The organism is Microbacterium resistens, from assembly GCF_031456305.1.
Lineage (GTDB): Bacteria > Actinomycetota > Actinomycetes > Actinomycetales > Microbacteriaceae > Microbacterium > Microbacterium resistens_A.
Window position 1 is genome coordinate 304302 of sequence record NZ_JAVDUM010000002.1, and the last position, 15311, is coordinate 319612.

Genomic DNA, 15311 nt, shown 5'->3' on the forward strand with positions numbered 1-15311 from the left:
GGCGTAGGTTTGAGGCGTGAAAGCCAATCCCGAACACCAGCGCGTGCTCCTGGACATCGCAGACCTCGACCAGAGGATCGCCCGTGCCGAGCACACCAGGACCCATCCGGCCCAGGCGGCGCGGATCAACGAACTCTCCGCGCTCCGGCAGCAGCAGCTGCGAGAGCTCACGGTCCTCGCGGGTGCACGTGATGACCTTCAGGCCGAGCTCTCGCGCGTCGAGGCGGACGTGACGGTGGCCGAGCAGCGGCGCGCTCGTGACAGCGATCGGCTGGCGGCGACATCGAGCGCGAAGGACGCCGTCGCCCTGGAGCAGGAGCTGGCGAGCCTCGCACGGCGTCTGAGCGACCTCGAGGACGCGCAGCTGGACGTCATGGGCCGCCTTGAGGACGCGGAGTCCGCCCTCGGCGCCCAGCAGGCGCTCATCGACACGACCACCGCCGAAGGAACGTCGCTGACCACGGAGGCCAAGGCCCAGATCGCTGCGGCGACGACCGAGGGCGAGCACCTCGCCCGGGACCGCGCAGCGCTGACCGACTCGGTGTCCCCGTCGCTCCTGGCCGAGTACGAGCGCCGGGCGTCGCGGACCGCCGGGGCGGCGCTGCTTCGCCGAGGCACCTGCGAGGCCTGTCGGATGGTGCTCTCCGGGACCGATGTGAACACCATCCGTCAGGCGCCGGCCGACGAGGTCGTCTTCTGCCCGGAATGCGGATGCATCCTCGTCCGGACCGAGGAATCGGGGCTCCGGACCGAGGAACCGGGGCTGTGAGCCGTCGCCTCATCGTCGAGGCCGACGGGGGCTCCCGCGGCAATCCGGGAATCGCCGCCGGCGGAGCAGTGGTCATCGATGCCGACACGGGGGAGATCCTCGCCGAGCGTGGTGTGGACGTCGGCATCGCGACGAACAACGTCGCGGAGTACAGCGGGATGATCGCGGGACTCGAGTCGGCGTTCGCCCGGGACGATGAGGCGCGGGTCCGGGTGCGGATGGACTCCAAGCTCGTCGTCGAGCAGATGTCGGGGCGCTGGAAGATCAAGCACCCTGACATGCAGCAGCTCGCGCGCGACGCGCACGCGCTGATCGGGTCACGGGACGTGACGTTCGAGTGGATTCCGCGCGAGCAGAACAAACGGGCGGATGCCGCGGCGAACGAGTCCATGGATGCGCGGGCGAGCTTTCTGCGGAACCTCGACGGGTTCGACGAGGCGACACCCGAGGCGACGGCCGCCGAGACCCTGTTCTAGCCTCGGCGACCGTCGGTCCGTCCGAACCCTCCCCTCCGATGCCGGGGGTCAGAGCTCCTCGTGGGTCGCGGGGTCTGCGTCGAAGAGCCGTCCATCCGCGCGACCGAGAGCGGTGATGGCGTCGACCTCGGCCTCGTCGAGGCGGATCTCCGCCGCAGCCAGGTTCGATGCCTGGTGGGCGGGGTCGGCGGCCTTCGGGATCGCGACGGTGCCACGGGTCGCGTGCCACGCCAGCACCGTCTGCGCCGGAGTGAGCCCATGGGCATTCGAGACCTCCTGCACGACCGGTTCGGAGAGCAGCTCGCCGGCCCTGCCCAGGGGGCTCCATGCCTCGGTGATGATCCCGTGCTTCCGGTGGTAGGCGAGGGCGTCGGTCTGGGGGAAGTATGGGTGCAGCTCGATCTGGTTCACGACCGGCCGCACCCCGGTCTCCGCCTCGATGCGTTCGAGGTGCTCGGGGAGGAAGTTGGACACGCCGATCTGCCGGACCTGGCCGCGGTCGCGCGCCTCCACCAGCGCGCCCCATGCCTCGACGTACTTCCCGATGCTCGGGTTGGGCCAGTGGATGAGGAGGAGGTCGATCACGTCGAGCCCGAGCCGGAGGCGGCTCTCCTCGATCGTGACGAGAGCGCTCGCCCGTTCGTGGTGTCTTCCCGCGAGCTTCGTCGTGACGATCAGCTCGTCGCGTTCGACCGCGGCGCCGGAGACGCCCCAGCCGACAGCTCCCTCGTTCTCGTAGTTGAAAGCGGTGTCGATCAGGCGGTAGCCGGACTCGATGCCCGCGCGTACGGCGTCGGCACCGGCTTCTCCGCGGAAGCCGTACGTGCCGAGGCCCTGCACGGGAAGGGCGAAGCCGTTGTGGGCGATGAGCGGATCGGTCATGGGGGCTCCTCTCGGGGGTGCTCCTCACGCTAACCGGTGATCCCGACATCCGCGCCCCGTCCGACACGAGCGGCAACAGAGGGCGGCCGTGCGCGAGGCCGCCGGTGAACGGATGTCGGAGGTCGGGCGTAGGTTCGGAAGGTGCATCAGATCCGTCATCCGCGTGTCCTCGCTGATGCGAGATCGAGGGAGCGCGCCTCGTGACGGCGGACGATGCGCCGACGGCTCCGGCGGCGATCCTGCTGGCCAGGCACGGCGATCGGCGGGGCTGGATCGCCGTGCTGCTGGATGCCGAGGACCGGGAGCTCGGGCGTGAGGAGTTCGACGATGCGGGCCTCGTGGCGCGCGTCGCGGACTGGGAGCGCTCGTGCGAGCCGCGGTGGATCGTCCGTCATCTGCGCGACGTGTCTCCGCTGCTGCTCGCCGCCGGCGTCCGAATCCGTCGCGCGTACGACCTCCTCCTCTGCCACGCGATCCTTCGGGACACGTCGGCGCTCGCGGCGCCGCTGGCGGCATCCGCCTCCTGGGTCCGCACGGACCCCGTGGTCGGCGGTGGGGAAGCGCCGGCCTTGTTCACCCTGGACGCGGATCCCGCCCCCGGCGCCGGGGTGGAGGAGCTGCTCGCCGAGCGGGCTCGGCAATCGACCGCCCTCCGCGCGGCTCCGGACGGACGACTCGCCCTCCTTTGCGCGGCGGAGTCGACGGGCGCGCTCATCGCCGAGGAGATGACCGCCGCCGGGCTGCCGTGGAGCACGGCCGTCCACGAGCGCATCCTGGCGGAGGCGCTCGGACCGAAGCCGAGATCCGGGGCGAGGCCGGCGAGGATGGCCGAGCTCGCGCAGGAGGTCGGCGAGCGGCTCGACGACGCGACGCTGAACCCGGACAGCCCTCCTCGGCTGCTCCGGTCGCTCCGCCGTGCGGGGATCCTCGTCGACTCCACCTCGCGCTGGGAGCTGGCCGAGGTGAAGCACCCGGTGGTGGCGCCGCTGCTGGAGTACAAGAAGCTCGCGCGGCTGTTCACCGCGAACGGCTGGTCCTGGCTCGCGGACTGGGTCCGAGAGGAACGGTTCCGCCCGATCTACCTCACCGGAGGGGTGGTCACGGGCCGCTGGGCCTCGGCCGGAGGCGGCGCGCTTCAGATCCCGCGCAGCCTTCGCCCCGCGGTCCGTGCCGACGACGGTTGGCTGCTCGTCTGCGCGGATGTCGCGCAGCTGGAACCGCGGGTCCTCGCCGCGATGGCGAAGGATCGCGCGATGGCGGCGGCGGCGCGGGGGAGCGATCTCTACGACGGCATCGTGCGTTCCGGGGTGGTGGCGACGCGCGAGGAGGCGAAGTACGCGGTGCTCGGTGCGATGTACGGAGCGACGACGGGGGACAGCGGTCGGCTCGCCCCGCGTCTTCGCTCGGTGTTCCCCTCGGCCATGGCCTTGGTTGACGCCGCAGCGCGGACGGGGGAGGAGGGCGGCGTCGTGACCACGGTCCTCGGTCGCAGCTCGCCACCGCCCGATGCGGGATGGGTCGAGGCGCAGTCCCGGGCGAGCGACCCGGACGCGGGAGGGATGGAGGAGCGGCGGGCACGCAGCACGGCGCGTGACCGCGGTCGTTTCACCCGCAACTTCGTGGTCCAGGGCACTGCGGCCGAGTGGTCCCTCCTCTGGCTGGCGGAGATCCGCCATCGGCTCGCGGCGCTCCCGGATGCCGCGATCCCCGCGGATCGTTCGGGGCCGGTCTTCGGCGATCGGGCGCATCTGGCCTTCTTCCTCCACGATGAGGTGATCGTGCATTGCCCGGCGGAACTGGCGGATCGTGCCGCCGAGATCGTCCGCGACGCGGCGACGGCGGCGACGCGACGGCTCTTCCCCGGCTTCGACATCGAGATCCCTCTGGACCTGCGCATTTCGGCGGACGCGGGGAAGTCCTCGTAGACTGGGACCGCGAACGGGTCGGCTGGACGGTCGCGTGGCGGGAGACCGCACCGAGGAACGTCCGGGCTCCACAGGGCAGGGCGGTGGGTAACACCCACCCGGAGTGATCCGCGAGACAGTGCCACAGAGAGAAGACCGCCGGGCTCGTCCCGGTAAGGGTGAAAGGGTGGTGTAAGAGACCACCAGGGGTCGCGGTGACGCGATCCGCTCGGTAAACCTCGCCCGGAGCAAGGTCAGACAGGGGATGTTGACGCGGCTCGCCGAGTCCCCGGGTAGGCCGCTGGAGCGGCGCGGCAACGCGTCGCCGAGAGAGATGACCGTCGATGGGATCCGCTTCGGCGGATCCCGGGACAGAACCCGGCGTACAGGCCGGCCCGTTCGCTCCGAAACGGAAGAGCCCGGTCACGCGATCGCGTGACCGGGCTCTCTGCGTCAGAGGCCGATGGTTGGAGGTCAGTCCGCGGCGAGCGACGCCGCGCCGATGATCCCCGAGGAGTTGCGGTGCACGGCCGCGACGATGGGCGTCTTGATGTCCAGGAGAGGCAGGAACTTCTCCGGGTGCTTCGAGACACCGCCCCCGACGACGAACAGGTCGGGGCTGAACAGGAACTCGACGTGCCGGTAGAACACCTGGAGGCGGGCGGACCACTCCTCCCAGGTGAGCTCCTCGCGCTCCATCGCGGAGTAGGCGCACCACCGCTCGATGGACTCGCCGTTGCGGTCGAGGTGGCCGAGCTCGGTGTTGGGCAGGAGCACCTCGTCGTAGAGGAACGCAGACCCGATGCCGGTGCCGAGCGTGGTGATGATCGTGAGGCCGCGCGAATCGCGGGCGGCGCCGTGGCGGACCTCGGCGACTCCTGCGGCGTCCGCGTCGTTCACGAAGTGGATCTCGCGCCCCAGTCCGTCCTCGAAGAACTTCTCGGCCTCGAAGCCGATCCACTCCTTCGAGATGTTGGCCGCGGAGAGGGTGCGGCCGTACTTGACGATCGCCGGGAAGGCGACGCCGAGCGGCAGTCGGGACTCCGAGACCCCGAGCGTGTCCAGCACCTGCTTGACCGCGTCCAGGACGTCCTGGGGCGATGCGCCGACGGGGGTGGGGACGCGGATGCGGTCCGAGTCGAGGGTGCCGTGTTCGAGGTTGACGATCCCCGCCTTGATGCCGGTTCCGCCGATGTCCACGCCGATCGCTTGTGCCATGCGCTCCAGCCTAGCGATCGGCGCGGTCGCCAGTAGGATCGTGACAAGCGCTCACGAAGGAGACCCCGTGGCTGACGACGACAACAAGTACTGGTTCAACCTGCGTACCGGCGAGGTCGAGTTCGGAATGCTCTCGCCGTCGGCGGATCGGGTCGGTCCGTTCGACACGGCCGACGCCGCGGCGAAGGCGCCGGAGAAGCTCGAGGAGAACTCCAGGGCGTGGGCCGCGGCCGATGCCGAAGAGGACGGCTGGGGCGCGGGCTCCGGCTCGGGCTCCGGGGCCTGAGCCGTGGACAAGCAGCGTGACTTCGTCCTGCGCACGATCGAGGAGCGCGGCGTCAAGTTCGTCCGCCTCTGGTTCACGGACGTCATCGGGACCCTCAAGTCCGTCGCGATCGCGCCGGCGGAGGTCGAGGGGGCCTTCGCCGAGGGCATCGGCTTCGACGGCTCGGCGATCGAGGGTCTGACGCGGAGCTTCGAGTCGGACCTCCTGGCGCAGCCCGATCCCACGACGTTCCAGATCCTGCCCTGGCGGGGCGAGATCGATCCGACCGCGCGGATGTTCTGCGACCTGACCACTCCGGATGGCCGCCCCGCCGTCGCCGACCCCCGGCACGTGCTCAAGCGTGCGCTGGCGAAGGCCGCCGACGCGGGATTCACGTTCTACACCCACCCGGAGATCGAGTTCTACCTGCTGAAGTCGTCCTCCTACGGGCCGGAGGGCCCGGTTCCGGTCGACTCGGCGGGCTACTTCGACAACGTGCCGGGCGGCACGGCGCACGACTTCCGTCGCCGATCCGTGCGCATGCTCGAGGACCTCGGCATCTCGGTGGAGTTCAGCCACCACGAGGGCGGTCCCGGGCAGAACGAGATCGACCTGCGCTACGCCGACGCGCTGACCACCGCGGACAACCTGATGACCTTCCGGACCGTGATCAAGGAGGTCGCGATCGAGCAGGGCGTCTATGCGACGTTCATGCCCAAGCCGCTCAGCGGCCAGCCCGGCAGCGGCATGCACACGCACATGTCGCTGTTCGAGGGCGATGTGAACGCCTTCTACGAGGAGGGCGCGAAGTACCAGCTGTCGCGCACCGGCCGGCAGTTCATCGCAGGCCTCCTGCGCCACGCGAACGAGATCTCCGCGGTCACCAACCAGTTCGTCAACTCGTACAAGCGGCTCTGGGGCGGCGACGAGGCCCCGAGCTTCGTCACCTGGGGCCACAACAACCGTTCCGCTCTCGTCCGAGTCCCCATGTACAAGCCGAACAAGGGCCAGTCCTCGCGCGTGGAGTACCGCGCGCTGGACTCCGCGGCCAATCCGTATCTCGCCTACGCGCTCATGCTGGCGGCCGGTCTGAAGGGCATCGAGGAGGGGTACGAGCTTCCTCCCGAGGCCGAGGACAACGTCTGGTCGCTGAGCGGCGCGGAGCGCCGTGCCCTCGGCTACGCGCCGCTGCCGGCCAGCCTGGATCACGCGCTGGAGCTCATGCAGGACTCCGAGCTCGTCGCCGAGACCCTGGGCGAGCAGGTGTTCTCCCACGTGCTGATGAACAAGCATCGTGAGTGGGAGGCCTACCGCGGGCAGGTGACCCCCTTCGAGCTCAAGAGCAACCTCGAGCTGCTCTGATCCGGCGGCCATGCCCCGTCCTGACGCATCCGTCTCCCTCTCGGCGCTCGCGAGGCTCGGCTTCGTCGAGCTCTCCGCCGGCGCGGAGGGGCTGACCGAGCTCGCCGGGCTCACCGGGATCGATCGTGCCTCGCTGATCGACGGGCTCACCGCCGCCGACCCCGACGGTGCGGTGGCAGGTCTGCTGCGCGTTGCCCGGCGAGCGGCGGATCGGATCGCTCCGCTGCTCGCGGAGCCGGAGTCCCGTGCGCGTCTGTGGCGGGTCTTCGGCGCCTCGGCCGGCCTCGCGCGGTTCTTCGAGCGGCGTCCGGAGGAGCTGGACGCGCTCGCGACCGCCCGGGACGGGCTTCCCGGGCCGAGTGAGCTGCGTGCTCGCCTGCTGGGGGCTGTGGGTGCGGCGAACGGCGTCGCCGCATCCGGTGCGGACGAGACCAGGATCGCGCTGCGCGTGGAGTACCGACGGTGCCTCGCGGAGATCGCCGCCGTCGATCTCATGGCCACGGACCCGGCGTCCCTCACGCCGAAGGTCTCCGCGGCGCTCGCCGATGCCGCGGGGGCGGCCCTGGAAACAGCGCTCACCGTCGCCCGCGCGGCGATCGGCGGCATCGACCCTGCGGCGGACGTCGCGGAGGAGATCGCCCTCACCCGTCTCGCGATCATCGGCATGGGCAAGGCCGGAGCGCGCGAGCTCAACTACATCAGCGACGTCGACGTGATCTTCGTCGGCGGCACGATGGACGAGGACCGGCTCGACGAGCCGCGCGCGATCGATCTGGCGACCCGCCTCGCGCGCGAGGTGATGCAGGTCCTCGCCGGCGTCTCGGCCGAGCCGCCGCTCTGGGAGGTGGATGCGGCCCTCCGCCCAGAAGGCAAGCAGGGCGCGCTGGTCCGGTCGTTGAGCTCCCATCTCGCGTACTACGACCGCTGGGCCAAGAGCTGGGAGTTCCAGGCGCTGCTGAAGGCCAGGGCGATGGCCGGCGACCCCGAGCTGGGCAGCGCCTACATCGACGCGGTGCAGCCCAAGGTCTGGTCCAGCGCCGCGCGTGAGGACTTCGTGGGCAGCGTGCAGCGCATGCGGGAGAGGGTCACCGACCACATCTCGCCGGAGGACGTCGCCTATCAGGTCAAGCTGGGCCCCGGCGGGCTGCGCGACATCGAGTTCACCGTCCAGCTGCTCCAGCTCGTGCACGGGCTCACGGACCCGTCCCTGCGCACGAGAGGGACTCTGGAGTCGCTGGAGGCACTCGTCGCCGGCGGCTACATCGGCCGGAGCGAGGCGGCGACCTTCGCGGACGACTATCGCGTGCTCCGGCTGATGGAGCACCGCCTCCAGCTCCGTGATCTGCAGCGCACCCACCTCATGCCCCGCACGGAGGACGGCCTGCGGATCCTGGCCAGGGCGACGGGTCTCGCCGACACGGCGAACGGGATACAGGCGCTGTGGGAGGACGTCCGGCGCGAGGTGCGCGACCTGCACACGCGGCTCTTCTACCGTCCGCTGCTGAGCGCGGTCGCCGGCCTGCAGGCCGAGGAGCGGACGCTCTCGACCGCCCAGGCGCACGATCGTCTCGCTGCGATCGGCTTCCGGGATCCGGCTGGTGCGCTGCGCCATATCGGCGCGCTCACCACGGGGATCAGTCGGAAGGCGACGATCCAGCGGCACCTCATGCCGGTGATGGTGCGCTGGTTCGCCGACGGGACCGATCCCGACTACGGGCTGATCGCGTTCCGCAGGATCAGCGAGCGGCTCGGCAACACCCCCTGGTTCCTGCGGATGCTCCGGGACTCCTCCGGTGCGGCCGAGAGCCTCACGCGGCTCCTCTCCTCGTCCAGGTACGCGGGGGAGCTCATGGAGTGGATCCCCGAGTCGGTCGCCTGGCTCGACAACACCGAGCTGCTCCGCCCTCGCAGCAGGGCGGCGCTGGACGAGGAGGCCAGGGCGATCCAGACCAGGCACGAGAGCATCGGACCGGCGCTCCGTGCGGTCAGGGCCCTCCGGAGACGGGAGCTGCTCCGTGTCGCGATGGGCGCGGTGCTGGACGTGTTGAGCATCGACGAGGTCGCCGGCGCCCTCACCGACATCACCGACGCGACGATCCAAGCGGGGCTCCGTGCCGTGTACCGTGACGTGGTCCCGCCGGAGGACGACGATCTGGACTTCTCGGTGATCGGGATGGGTCGGTTCGGCGGTGCCGAGCTGGGCTTCGGATCGGACGCCGACATCCTCTACGTCTACGACGCGAATGGCGTGGAGCCGGCGCGTGCGCAGCAGCTGGCCGCGCGCATCGTGGCCGGTCTCCGGGAGCATCTGACCGATCAGCGCCTCCCGCTGGATCTCGACGCCGACCTGCGCCCGGAAGGGCGCAACGGGCCGCTCGTGCGGTCCTACGACGCCTATGCGGAGTACTACCGCCGGTGGTCGCTGTCCTGGGAGGCGCAGGCGCTGCTGCGCGCGCGGGGGGTCGCGGGGAGCGTCAAGCTGATCCGACGCTTCGAGGACCTCGCGGACTCCCTGAGGTTCCCCGGATCGCTCGACATCGCGTCGGTGCGGGAGATCAAGCGCATCAAGGCCAGGGTCGAGGGCGAGCGTCTTCCGCAGGGGATCGATCCCCGCCGCCATCTCAAGCTCGGACCGGGGACGCTCAGCGACGTCGAATGGCTGGTGCAGATCATCCAGCTCCAGCATGCGCATCGCGTGCCGGACCTCAGGACCACCTCGACGCTGCGTGCGCTCGATGCGGCCGTCGAGGCCGGCCTGATCCCGGTGGACGCCGGGGAGCGTCTCAGCGAGGCGTGGCGGCTGTCGAGCCGGCTGCGGTCGGCGATGACCCTCCTCACCGGCCAGACGAGCGATGTCCTTCCCACGGACGTGCGCGACCTCGACGGCGTGGGCCGCATCCTCGGCTACCCGGATCGTTCGGCGGGGCTTCTGGAGGAGACGTATCTGGGCGTGACCCGGCGTGCACGCCGGGTCTTCGAGCAGCTCTTCTACGGATAGACGCCTCCCGACGGCTGTGTCGGGGGTCCCGCCTAGAGTGACGGGATGGAAAGAGGACGATGGCTGGTCACCGGTGCGGCGGGGCGCATCGGGTCGGCGCTGCGCCGGCATCTCGCCGAGCGGGGCGTCCCGCTCCGGTCGCTGGACCTCTCGGCGCCGGAGCCGTTCGACGACGATGAGGTGTCCGCGGTGGATCTGCGCGACCTCGACGGCATGGTCCGCGCGGCTGCCGGGTGCGTGGGGATCCTGCATCTCGGCGGGCTGTCGGACGAGGCGGACTTCCACGACCTTGCAGAGGTGAACATCGTCGGCGGCTACCACGTCCTGGAGGCGGCCCGACGCAACGGCATCGCGCGGGTGGTCGTCGCCGGAAGCAATCGGGTGACCGGGATGTATCCGGCGGGGGAGACGGTGGCACCGGGGATGCCGACGAGGCCGGACGGCTTCTACGGCGTCGCGAAGGTCGCCGGAGAGGCGCTCTGCCGGCTCTATGCCGACAAGTTCGGCATGATCACGGTGACGGTGCGGATCGGCTCCTATGAGGATCGGCCGACCTCGCAGCGTGAGCTGCGGACGTGGTTGAGCCCGGAGGATGCGCTCCGCGCCTTCGATGCGGCGATGGAGACGACGGAGGCCGGTGCGGTGTTCTACGCGGTCTCGGCGAACAGTGAGCGCTGGTGGTCGCTCGACGAGGGCGCGCGGCTCGGCTACGTGCCCCGGGACGATGCGACGCAGGTCGCCGGTTTCGAGGCGGAGCCGTATCCGGTGTCGAACCCGCAGGCGGGGCCTTATGCGTCGGCGCAGTTCTCGATGGCGCGGATGAAGCGCTGAGATGCGGGCCCGCCGTCTCAGCGACGGGCCCGCATCTCCTCAGCGCCGGAAGTAGGCGTTGGAGGCGGGGAGCCAGAGGAGGACGAGCGCCACGATGGAGAGCACGATTGCGATCGTGCTGAGCACGGAGACGCCGGCGAAGACGCTGCCGAGGGCGAGGATCTCCAGAATGGTGATGACGATACGAGCCCAGTTGCGGCCGGCGCGCAGCTTCCAGAGGATGATCAGCTCGATCAGCGCCAGCACGAGCACGACGATCCCGGTGGCGATGAAGATACCGCCGCCGGTGACTGTGCCGTCGACGTTCGCGGTCTGCCCGGAGGACTGGAGAGCGAAGCCGGAGATGATGAAGACGACGCCGGAGACGAGGTCGATGATGAGGCCGACCAGCAGGATCCAGAACGCGATCTTGACGGTCGTCGGGGCGGGGGTGGAGGACATGGGACATTCCTTCTCTCTGCGGAGTGCCGTCCGGCGCCCGGACGGACGATGAGTCGCCTTCCCCTCAGAATGGCATACCTGGGAAATCGCTGTATGGAAGGCGGTGACATCGAGCGACTCATTGCTCGGGAAGCCTCGTCTTGTCTGGGATCGGCCTCTGAGCGGGGTCTACGGGAAACCCCTCAGTCCCGGTGCCCCGTTTCTCAGACTCGCTCGGAGCGGCCGGTACTCAGTGGCCAGGGGAGAAGGGGCGGCACTCATCCTGGGGCTACTCTGACCCCATGGACAACGGTTCGTTCCTGTTCGGCTTCTGGATGCTCCCTGCCGCCTTCACGATCCTGGTTGTCGCTGTGACCATCCTGCTCGGCACCGCTTTCCTCGCCAACCACCTGATCGGCATGGCCGTGGGCGGGATCATCGGCCTGATCCGTGAACGCTCCCGCACAAGGGGCTTGAGGAGCGACGAACCTGTTGACGGCACGACGGAAGAGCCGCCCCATCGGCGTCGGCCACGCTAGTCGGCCGGGCTCCGCTGTTGCGTTCTGATGCCTGAGGACCATATGGATACGATTGTCCGTATGTCCGGGATGGCTACCGATGCGCGTTTTGTCGGGACCCGAACTTTTTCTCGGCGTGATGCGAGGCCCTGGTGGTGGATCCTCATCGGAGTGAACGGTGCGATGCTCCTCATTCTTGGCGGCCAGCTCCTCGGGGCTGTTGCCTTTCACCAGACGTGGACGGGTGTCGTGATCGGGTTGATCCTCCTGGTGGTGGCGAACGCGGTTCTGATTCCGATCGTCGCGGTCATGACGAGCGGGAAGATCGTGATCGATTTTGACCGGGGCACAATCGGCGCGTCGTCCTCTGCGCAGATGCCCGTGAGCGAGTTCACGATGATCGTCGACAACCATCGGACATTTCCTCAGGTCGCCGACAATGTCGAGCTTGTGTTCGCCCGAGGATCGATCGGCGTCGACGTGGGGGCGATCAGGCAGACGCCGGCCGGCCGGGAACGCAATGAAGCGCTCATCGCCTATATCCTCCGGTGGCTTCCGGCGCCGGAGCGGCACCGGAGCGCTCTCGGGCAGGGAGCTGCACCGGGTATCGCTCGCTTCGCGATCGGGAAGGAAGAGGCCATCCAACTCCTGCGGCAGCCATAGGGGGCTTCCTCACGAAGTCGCATCCTGAACACCTGAGTCTGCTGGAGGAATTGTTGTGAAGAGGCTCGTCGTCAACCGGCTTCTCATCGGTGGGATCGTCCTTGCAGGGGTCGTCGCACTGGGGGCGTGCACAGCGTCGGGACCCGGCCCTGTCCCGTCCGACGGACCGGCTACGCCGTCGGATGTGAATCTTCATCCGAGTGTTCCGGAAGGCGCCTGGCTCGCACCCGGGTATGCGGCGGGCTTTTCTGAGCCGATCACGATCGAGGGCAAGCTCTGCGGCGCGTCCGCAGATGGCGCCGTTGTCGTGCAGGCACAGGGCGGCGACGGCGAGCCGGACTCGACGAACGGGTGGGACGCCAGAACGGGCGAGCAGCGATGGGCGCTTCCCGCCAGAGGGTGCACTGGCGTCCCTGACAGCGACGAAGTGCTCACGAGACCGCTCGGTGACGAGAGCGGCACGGGCGTGGTCGAAAGACGGGCCGCAGCCACAGGCGCACTCCTCTCCTCTTGGCCAATGCCCGACGCGACGTTGTCACCGTATATCGCAGAGGTCGACGCCGATGTCGCAGTGGTGATCGCACGGCCGGCCCAAACCGACGACGATTCACCCGCCACGCAGATCACCTTTGCCGATACGACAAGCGGTGACGTGCTTTGGAAATACGCACCCAGCGAGGGCTTCAGCAATGTCTTCTGCTCCGTGCAGGGAATAGCGCCTTTCGCCTGGTGCCAGACGACCGATCCCGGAAGTCAGAATGGGTGGTCCGAGATCCGTTCCCTCCGGAACGGAACGCCGCTCACCGAGCACCTTCCCCTCGATACCGAGGCCTCCTTCCTCACAGACGGTTTCGCGACCGTTGGGAAAGCAGGGGGATCCGCGCGGCTTGTCGGCATCGACGGCGACGATATCGGGGCGGCGCCTGCCGGGCTTCCGCAGCTCCTTCTGCCCGGTACAGCACGGCTTCCTCTTGAGGATGCCTCTGCATGGTCCGGCGTTGTCGCGACCGACGAGAACGGGCGACCGGTAGTGGTCCGCGAGGGCAGCAGCCTCTCCTGGGTATCCGGCCACGAGATCGCAGAAAGCCCGGTTGCAATCAGCGGGAGCGGGAAGACGCTGGCACTGTTCACCTCCGATGCCGCGGGAAGAACGGACCGGATCTCACTCACGGACTCCAAGGGGGAAGCGGCCGACGAAGTCACGACCGCGCACCTCAACACCTCTCAGGTGCAGGTGGAACATGGCCTGCTCGTCGTGCACGGGCTCGTGCCCGACGGGGATGGGTATCGAACAATCGTCATCCCACCTGCTTCGTGAGAGAGGACACCACTCCGGCACCAGGCCGGGATCGTTCCTCACTTTGATCTGTTGAGGCGACACTCTGAACAACACGAGCGGCCCCTCCCGTGATTTCTCACGGGAGGGGCCGCTCTCTCGATACCGCCGGGTCAGACCCCGAAGTACAGCTCGAACTCGTAAGGGTGCGGGCGCTGGGCCATCGGCAGGATCTCGTTGTTGTACTTGTAGTCGATCCAGGTCTCGATGAGCTCCTTGGTGAACACGCCGCCTTCGAGGAGGAAGTCGTGATCGTTGCGGAGCGCCTCCAGCGAGTCCAGCAGGGAGTTCGGGACCTGCGGGATGTTCGCGGCCTCCTCGGGCGGGAGCTCGTAGAGATCCTTGTCGATCGGCTCGAGGGGCTCGATCCGGTTGCGGATGCCGTCGAGGCCGGCCATCAGCTGCGCGGCGAAGGCGAGGTAGGGGTTGCCCGAGGCGTCGGGGACGCGGAACTCGATGCGCTTGGCCTTCGGGTTCGACCCGGTGATCGGGATGCGGATGGCGGCGGAGCGGTTGCCGGCCGAGTAGGCAAGGTTGACCGGCGCCTCGAAGTGCTTGACCAGGCGGTGGTAGCTGTTGAGCGTGGGGTTCGTGAACGCCAGGACCGCGTGCGCGTGCTTGAGCAGGCCGCCGATGTACCAGCGCGCCGTGTCGCTGAGCTGGCCGTAGCCGTTCTCGTCGAAGAACAGCGGCTTGCCGTCGAGCCACAGCGACTGGTGGGTGTGCATGCCGGAACCGTTGTCGCCGAAGAGGGGCTTCGGCATGAACGTGACCGTCTTGCCCCACTCCTGGGCGGTGTTCTTGACGATGTACTTGAACTTCAGGATGTCGTCCGCGGAGTGCACCATGGTGTCGAAGCGGTAGTTGATCTCCTGCTGGCCCGCCGTGCCCACCTCGTGGTGCGAGCGCTCGAGGGTGAAGCCGGCGTCGATGAGGCGCAGGGTGATGTCATCGCGCAGATCCGCCGTCTTGTCGACCGGGGCGACGGGGAAGTAGCCGCCCTTGAACGGGGTCTTGTTGCCGAGGTTGCCGCCCTCCTCCTCGCGGCCGGAGTTCCACGCGGCCTCCTCGGAGTCGACCTTGTAGAAGCTCTCGCCTGCGGTGACCGAGTAGCGGACGTCGTCGAAGATGTAGAACTCGGCCTCGGGGGCGAAGTAAGCGGTGTCGGCGATGCCGGTCGAGGCGAGGTAGCTCTCGGCCTTCTTGGCGACCTGACGCGGGTCCTTGCCGTAGATCTCACCGGTGCGAGGGTTGTAGATGTCGAAGATCATGATGAGGGTCTTCGCCTCGCGGAACGGGTCGAGGTAGGCCGTGCTCACATCGGGGATGAGCTGCATGTCCGACTCGTGGATGTTGGCGAAGCCGCGGATCGACGAGCCGTCGAAGAGCTGACCGTTCTCGAAGAAGTCCTCGTCCACGGTGGCCGCCGGGATGTTGAAGTGCTGCTGGACGCCGGGGAGGTCGGTGAAGCGGATGTCGAGGAACTTGACGTCGTTGTCGCGGATGTACGCGAGCACGTCGGACGGATCGGTGAACATGCATCAACTCCTGAGAGAACGGGTGAGGCCGAACGGCCTGCCAGCAGGTTACGTGCGGGCCATTACTCCGGGGTGTCTGCCATGTTTCCGGCATGTTACAAGCGGATCCTCCCCAACCATCACCGGATCCC

The 15311-nt window shown here is 68.8% G+C and carries 14 protein-coding genes and 1 other RNA gene; 11 read left to right on the forward strand and 4 right to left on the reverse strand.

Going from position 1 to position 15311, the window contains the following annotated elements:
* Positions 1-16 precede the first annotated feature (16 nt).
* Together J2Y69_RS03525 and J2Y69_RS03530 are read left to right on the forward strand one after the other, a co-directional pair.
* Positions 17-769, forward strand: coding sequence for a zinc ribbon domain-containing protein (locus J2Y69_RS03525; protein ID WP_310017588.1), 753 nt, complete (start codon positions 17-19; stop codon positions 767-769).
* Complete coding sequence (locus J2Y69_RS03530) at positions 766-1245, forward strand: reverse transcriptase-like protein (RefSeq protein WP_310017590.1); 480 nt, start codon at positions 766-768, stop codon at positions 1243-1245. Before J2Y69_RS03525 ends, J2Y69_RS03530 begins: the two co-directional genes overlap by 4 nt.
* A 48-nt stretch (positions 1246-1293) precedes the next feature.
* On the opposite strand, the gene J2Y69_RS03535 is transcribed toward J2Y69_RS03530, so the two are convergent.
* The gene (locus J2Y69_RS03535; protein ID WP_310017592.1) at positions 1294-2127 is read right to left on the reverse strand and encodes an aldo/keto reductase; all 834 of its coding nucleotides are present in this window, start codon (positions 2125-2127) and stop codon (positions 1294-1296) included.
* 200 nt (positions 2128-2327) lie between these two features.
* On the opposite strand from J2Y69_RS03535, the gene J2Y69_RS03540 reads away from it, so the two are divergent.
* The gene (locus tag J2Y69_RS03540; protein WP_310017594.1) at positions 2328-4052 is read left to right on the forward strand and encodes a bifunctional 3'-5' exonuclease/DNA polymerase; all 1725 of its coding nucleotides are present in this window, start codon (positions 2328-2330) and stop codon (positions 4050-4052) included.
* Positions 4053-4066: 14 nt separating this feature from the next.
* An RNA gene (gene rnpB, locus J2Y69_RS03545) (RNase P RNA component class A) lies at positions 4067-4433 on the forward strand.
* A 72-nt stretch (positions 4434-4505) separates the two neighbouring features.
* Here rnpB and ppgK read toward each other — a convergent pair.
* On the reverse strand, positions 4506-5249 hold the full coding sequence (ppgK, locus tag J2Y69_RS03550; protein ID WP_310017596.1) for a polyphosphate--glucose phosphotransferase: 744 nt from the start codon (positions 5247-5249) through the stop codon (positions 4506-4508).
* Positions 5250-5316: 67 nt separating this feature from the next.
* Between ppgK and J2Y69_RS03555 the strand changes: the two genes are divergently transcribed.
* Genes J2Y69_RS03555 through J2Y69_RS03570 form a run of 4 tightly spaced genes read left to right on the forward strand, consistent with a single transcriptional unit; the run spans position 5317 to position 10705 of the window.
* Positions 5317-5535 (forward strand): SPOR domain-containing protein, encoded by a 219-nt coding sequence (locus tag J2Y69_RS03555; RefSeq protein WP_310017599.1) that lies wholly within the window; start codon positions 5317-5319, stop codon positions 5533-5535.
* A gap of 3 nt (positions 5536-5538) precedes the next feature.
* Entirely contained in the window at positions 5539-6876 is a 1338-nt protein-coding gene (locus tag J2Y69_RS03560) for a glutamine synthetase family protein (RefSeq protein WP_310017602.1), read from the forward strand.
* Between the two features lie 10 nt (positions 6877-6886).
* Positions 6887-9874, forward strand: a complete 2988-nt coding sequence (locus tag J2Y69_RS03565; RefSeq protein WP_310017605.1) for a bifunctional [glutamine synthetase] adenylyltransferase/[glutamine synthetase]-adenylyl-L-tyrosine phosphorylase — start codon at positions 6887-6889, stop codon at positions 9872-9874.
* Positions 9875-9919: 45 nt separating this feature from the next.
* Positions 9920-10705 (forward strand): NAD-dependent epimerase/dehydratase family protein, encoded by a 786-nt coding sequence (locus J2Y69_RS03570; RefSeq protein ID WP_310017608.1) that lies wholly within the window; start codon positions 9920-9922, stop codon positions 10703-10705.
* A 39-nt stretch (positions 10706-10744) separates the two neighbouring features.
* Here the strand turns inward: J2Y69_RS03570 and J2Y69_RS03575 are convergent, their stop codons facing one another.
* Positions 10745-11146: a hypothetical protein gene (locus J2Y69_RS03575; protein WP_310017611.1), complete on the reverse strand. Its 402-nt coding sequence runs from the start codon at positions 11144-11146 to the stop codon at positions 10745-10747.
* Positions 11147-11427: 281 nt separating this feature from the next.
* On the opposite strand from J2Y69_RS03575, the gene J2Y69_RS03580 reads away from it, so the two are divergent.
* Genes J2Y69_RS03580 through J2Y69_RS03590 form a run of 3 tightly spaced genes read left to right on the forward strand, consistent with a single transcriptional unit; the run spans position 11428 to position 13624 of the window.
* Complete coding sequence (locus tag J2Y69_RS03580) at positions 11428-11664, forward strand: hypothetical protein (protein WP_310017614.1); 237 nt, start codon at positions 11428-11430, stop codon at positions 11662-11664.
* A 60-nt stretch (positions 11665-11724) separates the two neighbouring features.
* On the forward strand, positions 11725-12306 hold the full coding sequence (locus J2Y69_RS03585) for a hypothetical protein (RefSeq protein WP_310017617.1): 582 nt from the start codon (positions 11725-11727) through the stop codon (positions 12304-12306).
* Between the two features lie 55 nt (positions 12307-12361).
* On the forward strand, positions 12362-13624 hold the full coding sequence (locus J2Y69_RS03590; protein ID WP_310017620.1) for a hypothetical protein: 1263 nt from the start codon (positions 12362-12364) through the stop codon (positions 13622-13624).
* Between the two features lie 131 nt (positions 13625-13755).
* Here the strand turns inward: J2Y69_RS03590 and glnA are convergent, their stop codons facing one another.
* A complete protein-coding gene (gene glnA / locus J2Y69_RS03595) occupies positions 13756-15180 on the reverse strand; it encodes a type I glutamate--ammonia ligase (protein ID WP_310017622.1) in 1425 nt (474 codons plus the stop codon).
* Positions 15181-15311 lie beyond the last annotated feature (131 nt).

What these genes read in the sequence shown, in the direction of transcription:
- J2Y69_RS03575 (WP_310017611.1), bottom strand. Translation starts at nt 11,146, where the DNA reads ATGTCCTCCACCCCCGCCCCGACGACCGTCAAGATCGCGTTCTGGATC.
- glnA (WP_310017622.1), bottom strand. Translation starts at nt 15,180, where the DNA reads ATGTTCACCGATCCGTCCGACGTGCTCGCGTACATCCGCGACAACGAC.
- J2Y69_RS03585 (WP_310017617.1), top strand. Translation starts at nt 11,725, where the DNA reads ATGTCCGGGATGGCTACCGATGCGCGTTTTGTCGGGACCCGAACTTTT.
- J2Y69_RS03535 (WP_310017592.1), bottom strand. Translation starts at nt 2,127, where the DNA reads ATGACCGATCCGCTCATCGCCCACAACGGCTTCGCCCTTCCCGTGCAG.
- ppgK (WP_310017596.1), bottom strand. Translation starts at nt 5,249, where the DNA reads ATGGCACAAGCGATCGGCGTGGACATCGGCGGAACCGGCATCAAGGCG.
- J2Y69_RS03580 (WP_310017614.1), top strand. Translation starts at nt 11,428, where the DNA reads ATGGACAACGGTTCGTTCCTGTTCGGCTTCTGGATGCTCCCTGCCGCC.
- J2Y69_RS03565 (WP_310017605.1), top strand. Translation starts at nt 6,887, where the DNA reads ATGCCCCGTCCTGACGCATCCGTCTCCCTCTCGGCGCTCGCGAGGCTC.
- J2Y69_RS03570 (WP_310017608.1), top strand. Translation starts at nt 9,920, where the DNA reads ATGGAAAGAGGACGATGGCTGGTCACCGGTGCGGCGGGGCGCATCGGG.